At 74.0% G+C, this 4,595-nt stretch carries 3 protein-coding genes and 1 pseudogene; 1 reads left to right on the top strand and 3 read right to left on the bottom strand.

What is annotated here, in order from left to right; all coding sequences use genetic code 11:
• Window positions 1-135: 135 nt before the first annotated feature.
• Window positions 136-1,593, bottom strand: a complete 1,458-nt coding sequence (locus tag FNQ90_RS13360; RefSeq protein WP_182606584.1) for a DNA-binding protein NsdB — start codon at window positions 1,591-1,593, stop codon at window positions 136-138.
• Window positions 1,594-1,823: 230 nt separating this feature from the next.
• Between FNQ90_RS13360 and FNQ90_RS13355 the strand changes: the two genes are divergently transcribed.
• Window positions 1,824-2,984 carry an aminoglycoside phosphotransferase family protein gene (locus FNQ90_RS13355; RefSeq protein ID WP_182606583.1) on the top strand — a complete coding sequence of 387 codons (1,161 nt, stop codon included), beginning with the start codon at window positions 1,824-1,826 and terminating at the stop codon, window positions 2,982-2,984.
• A 159-nt stretch (window positions 2,985-3,143) separates the two neighbouring features.
• Here the strand turns inward: FNQ90_RS13355 and FNQ90_RS13350 are convergent, their stop codons facing one another.
• Together FNQ90_RS13350 and FNQ90_RS13345 are read right to left on the bottom strand one after the other, a co-directional pair.
• Window positions 3,144-3,653 carry a hypothetical protein gene (locus FNQ90_RS13350; protein WP_143621789.1) on the bottom strand — a complete coding sequence of 170 codons (510 nt, stop codon included), beginning with the start codon at window positions 3,651-3,653 and terminating at the stop codon, window positions 3,144-3,146.
• Between the two features lie 76 nt (window positions 3,654-3,729).
• Window positions 3,730-4,395: pseudogene (locus FNQ90_RS13345) on the bottom strand (tetratricopeptide repeat protein); the annotation flags it as partial.
• Window positions 4,396-4,595: the final 200 nt, after the last annotated feature.

Here is a 4,595-nt window from a genome sequence, read left to right as displayed (position 1 = left end):
GCCGACCACGGCGGCCCTCCCCGCCCGCCGAACCCCGCCGGGGGGTGAACTTCCCCGACCGGGTACGGCGCGCCGGGTGGCGCGTGCCCCGCCTTCCCCGGGGCGCGGGCCACCCGGGAAGGCGGGGCGGGGGCCTCAGACCGTGGCGGGGTCGCGCACCGGTCGCGGGGCCATCGGCAGCGCCGCCTCGATCTCCGATCGCAGGTCGTCGACGCGGGAGTGCCCGCCGTACACGGCGGAGAGGCGGTACATCTCGCGCAGCCGGTCCCAGGTCCGGTGCGAGGAGGTGGAGTTCATCGTGGCCAGTGCCAGCCGGGCGTGGCGGTCCGCCTGATCGGGGTCATCACCCAGGAAGCACGCCGAGGCCAGGGAGATGTGGTCCAACAAGGTGGAGCGCTCCCGCCCCTCGCCCCGCAGCCGCAGGGCGAGTTTGGCGTGGTGTTCGGCGGTGGCGGCGGCCCGCGGCTCGTGTTCGGCCAGGGTGCGGTGGGCCAGTGCCTGCATGCCGTGCAGGTCGGCCTCGTCGAACATCTGCATCCAATCGGGTGGGGATTTGTCACCACGATCGGAGACGAACAGTTCCTCCGCCTCCCCGAGCGAACGGCGCATGGCCTGCCCCTCCCCCTTGGACGCCTGAGCCCACGCCTCGATGGTGCGGAACATCGCCCGGGTGCGGGGCAGTGCCTCCTCCCCCCTCCCGGAGGAGGCCAGTCGCATGAGGTCCAGGGCGTCGTTCGGCCGTTTCAGGTGAACCATCTGACGTGCCGCCCGGGAGAGCGCTTCGCTCGCCCGCGGGGCGTTCCCGCTCTCCCTGGCGGCGTGCGCGGCGATCACGAAGTACTTCTGCGCCGTGGGTTCCAGACCCACGTCGTGGGACATCCATCCGGCGAGAACGGAGAGATTGGCGGCCACTCCCCACAGCCTGCGCTGCAGGTGCTCGGGGTGCCGGTAGGCCAGCATTCCGCCCACTTCGTTGAGTTGGCCGACCACGGCCTTGCGCTGCAACCCTCCGCCGCGGGAGGCGTCCCAACGACGGAAGATCTCCACGGAGCGCTCGAGTGCCTCGATCTCCTCGGAGCCGACCGGGGTGGCCTCGTAACGGTCGAGGGCGGTCGGGTCGACGATGTCGGTGTCGGGGTCGGTGGCGGGGGCGGCCCGCAACCAGCCGTGCAGGGCGTCGCTGAGTGCGGATCCCGCGGCGAGCGCGGCGCCCGCGCCCACCATGCCGCGTCGGTTGAGCATGAGGTCCATTCCCGTGAAGTCGGTGAGGACCGCGGCCGTCCGGCGGGAACTCCAGGGCAGGCCGTCCACGGCTCTGCGTTTGCCCGTCCCCCCCCTCCGGCGCAATCCGAGGTCCTCGATGGTCACGACACGACCGAGTCGCTCGGTGAACAGGGACGCCAGCACGTCCGGTACCGGGTCGCGGGGAACCTCCCCCAACTCGATCCAGCGACGCACCCGCGAGGTGTCCGTGGCCAGTTGCGCATGGCCACGGGCGGCGGCCCGACGGTTCACGAGTCGGGCGAGTTCACCCTTCGACCAACCGGCCAGTCCGAACAGGTCGGCCAGGCGGGTGTTGGGTCCCTTGGTCACGTCAAGCCCCCAGGATCTCGGCTGGCTCGACAGTAGCCCCCGGTCGTGGGCCCGAGGCCGATTCGCCAGGTTTCGCCAGGGTGCGCCAGATGGCGTGCCACCGGCGGGACGCGATGGGGTAGAACCGCGCCACCCCGGCCCCGGGACGGCCGGCGCCACCCCAGGGCATCGGCCGTCCCGGGGACGGGGGGCGCGTTCACCATCCGCTCGGGAAGGGACCGCGTTCACCCATGCACTCGACACCAGCACCCGTGTTCCCGCGCCGGGAGTCGACCCCGGCGGGTCCGGCGGGGCACGCGACGACGATTCCCGGTCCGACGGGCTTCCCGGCCCGCCTCCCGCGTCGCGGCGGGTCCCTCCGATCCGCCCCGCCCACAGGCCGGTCGGAGATCTCCGGTGAGCGGGGCGAGCGCATGCGACGGGCGATGACGGCGGTGCGGGGCGTGTGCCCCGAGTTCTCCCCCGCCCGGCTCCTGCGGGACACCGGAAGCACGCTGCTGGTGGTCGGGACCCTCGGCCGGCGTCCGGTGCTGGCGAAATACGTGGTGGACGACTCCCGCACCGGCGCAGACCGCCTGCGGCGTGAGATAGCGGTGCACCGCGCCTTCGTCAGACACCGTCCCCCGGTGCGCGCCCCCCGGCTCGTCGCCGCCGACCCGGGGGCGGGCGTGTTGGTGACGGAGTTCGTGCCCGGCAGGGCCGCCGCGGGCCGCCGCCACCCGGTGGCCCCGCCCTCCCGGGGTGACCTGGGGCTGGTGGTGGGCGCCTTCCGCCGGCTGAACGAGTGGGAGCCCCCGGCGGAGACCTTCTCCCTGACGGTGGACTATCCCGCCCGGGTGGCGCGCTACCACGTGCTGGGCCTGCTGACGGACCGTGACGTGGGGGACATCCAGGCACTGTTGCACGGCCTGCGGACCGGGCCGGGGCGGACCACCCGGCGGGACACCGGCGAGCGCCCCGACGGACTGCCCGGGCAGTTCTGCCACGGTTCGGCGGTGCCGGCGAACGCCGTCCTCTCCCCCACCGGCCCCGTCCTGGTCGGGTGGGAGGCGGCGGGGTGGTACCTGCCCGGTTACGACCTGGCCTCGCTGTGGGCGGTACTGGGCGATGCCCCCGCCACCCGGCGCAGGATCAGCCACGCGGCGCACACGGCCGGCCCCGGGGCCAGGGACGCCTTTCTCATCAACCTGCTCCTCGTGCTCACCAGGGAGGTGCGGCTGTGCGAGGAGGCGGTGCAACGGGCCATGCGGACGACGCTCACGCCCGAGCCGACGGAACGATCGGTGGGCGGCCTGAGCCCGGGCGAGGAACAGCGTCTGCTGCTGCGCCGGTTGCACGAGGACTGCGCGATGGCCCGCGGGGCGGTGCGGGCCGCGGTGGGCACCCGCTGAGCGCACCGGTACCCCGCCCGGGGCGGGGTACCGGTGATGCCCGGGGACACCCGGAGGGGAGGAAACGGCCGACGCCACGGGTCGGCCGGGCGGAAACCGCGGGATGGCTTCCGGACGACCGGTCCGTCCACTCTCCGGGAGGGACGCGCCGGGGGCGGTTCAGCGACGGAACAGCTCGGCCGGCAGCGGCTTGAGCAGCCGGTACAGATCGTCGGTGATGGGGCGGTCCCAACTGGCGATGGTGACCAGGACACCGTCGCTGCGGTCGAATTGCACGCAGGACACACGGTCCTCCGAACAGGTGACGCGTCGCACGATCAACAGATTGTCGTCGTGCATGACGGGCACGTCCTCGGTGCCGGTCACGGTAACCGCGTCCACCGACGCGTCGTCCATCTCCAGGGCCTGGAGCAGCTGGGTGACCTCGAAGGGAATGTCATCCGCCTCCACCTCACGGGCGGGGGACCCCGGGGGGAGATTCCCGATGACCATGGCCGGTCCACGCCCCCCGAACAGGTCGTAGCGCAGGATCACCCCCTGGCAGGTGCCGTCCTCGGCGGGGAGCAACCCCGCGCCGAGCACACCGGGCCAGTCGCCGGGGTCCATGGCGAGAACGTCGAAGTCCGGTCCGGCCGGGGTGGCGGCGCTGCGGCGGCGGAGAAAGGACATGCGGCCATGGTACGCGGCGTTCGGTGTCCGCAAACGGTCCGGCCCCGCTCGATGAACAGGTGTCCCGGGCGGGGGGTCAGACGGGACCGGGGAGGCCGGGGCCGGCCAGTTCACGGCAGCGCGCCTCGTCCTCCCGGGCGACCAGGGTGTCGGGGTGGTCCGGGCCGAGGGACCGCTCCCGGCCCAGGCGGACCCGGCCGTACTCCTCCAGCGCCGGGCCCCAGCGCCCCAGTCGCCCCAGGGCGACGGCGATCTCCCGACGACTCACCAGGGTGTCGGGATGGTCGGCCCCGAGCACTGCGGTGCGCAACGCGCAGACGTTCCGGGCCTCGCACAGTGCCTCCTCCCAACGCCCCAACCGGCCCAGCGTGACACCCAGTCCGTGCCGGGCCCGGAGGGTGGCGGGATGCTCGCTCCCCAGGGCCGCGGCACGGTCCGCCACCAGGTTCCGGTACACCTCCAACGCCTCGGCCGGGCGACCCAACCGCCCCAGGCAGATGGCGCACTCGTATCGGGAGGCGAGCGTCTCGGGATGGCGTGGCCCGAGGGTCCGTCCGCGAGCCGCGGCCACGCCCCGGTGGCCGCGCAACGCTTCCTCCCAACGCCCCAGACGGCCGAGGGCGAAGGCGACGTGGTGCAGGCTGTCCAGGGTGTCGGGGTGTTCCTCCCCGAGGGTGCGGGCCCGTTCCTCGGCCAGCGCCGCGTGCACGGCGCGGGCCTCCTCCCATCGGTTGTCCCGCGCCCGGTCCCCGATCGGGAGCCGGCCGAGGGAGACGTCCCCCGCGGGCCCCGGCACCGGATGCGTCGCCGGGTGCCACTCGGGACCCGATGGACCCGGTGGAGACGCCGGCCCGCCGACCGCCGGAAGGGACTGGCCGGCGGGGGAAACGACGCGGTGGAACCCGACCGCCGGGACCCCGGGCAGGGGGATACCGGGGAGGG

Source organism: Streptomyces alkaliphilus, from assembly GCF_014141535.1.
Classification (GTDB): Bacteria; Actinomycetota; Actinomycetes; order Streptomycetales; family Streptomycetaceae; genus Streptomyces; species Streptomyces alkaliphilus.
Note: the sequence above shows the minus strand (reverse complement) of the source record. Positions and strands in the feature narration are given on the sequence as shown.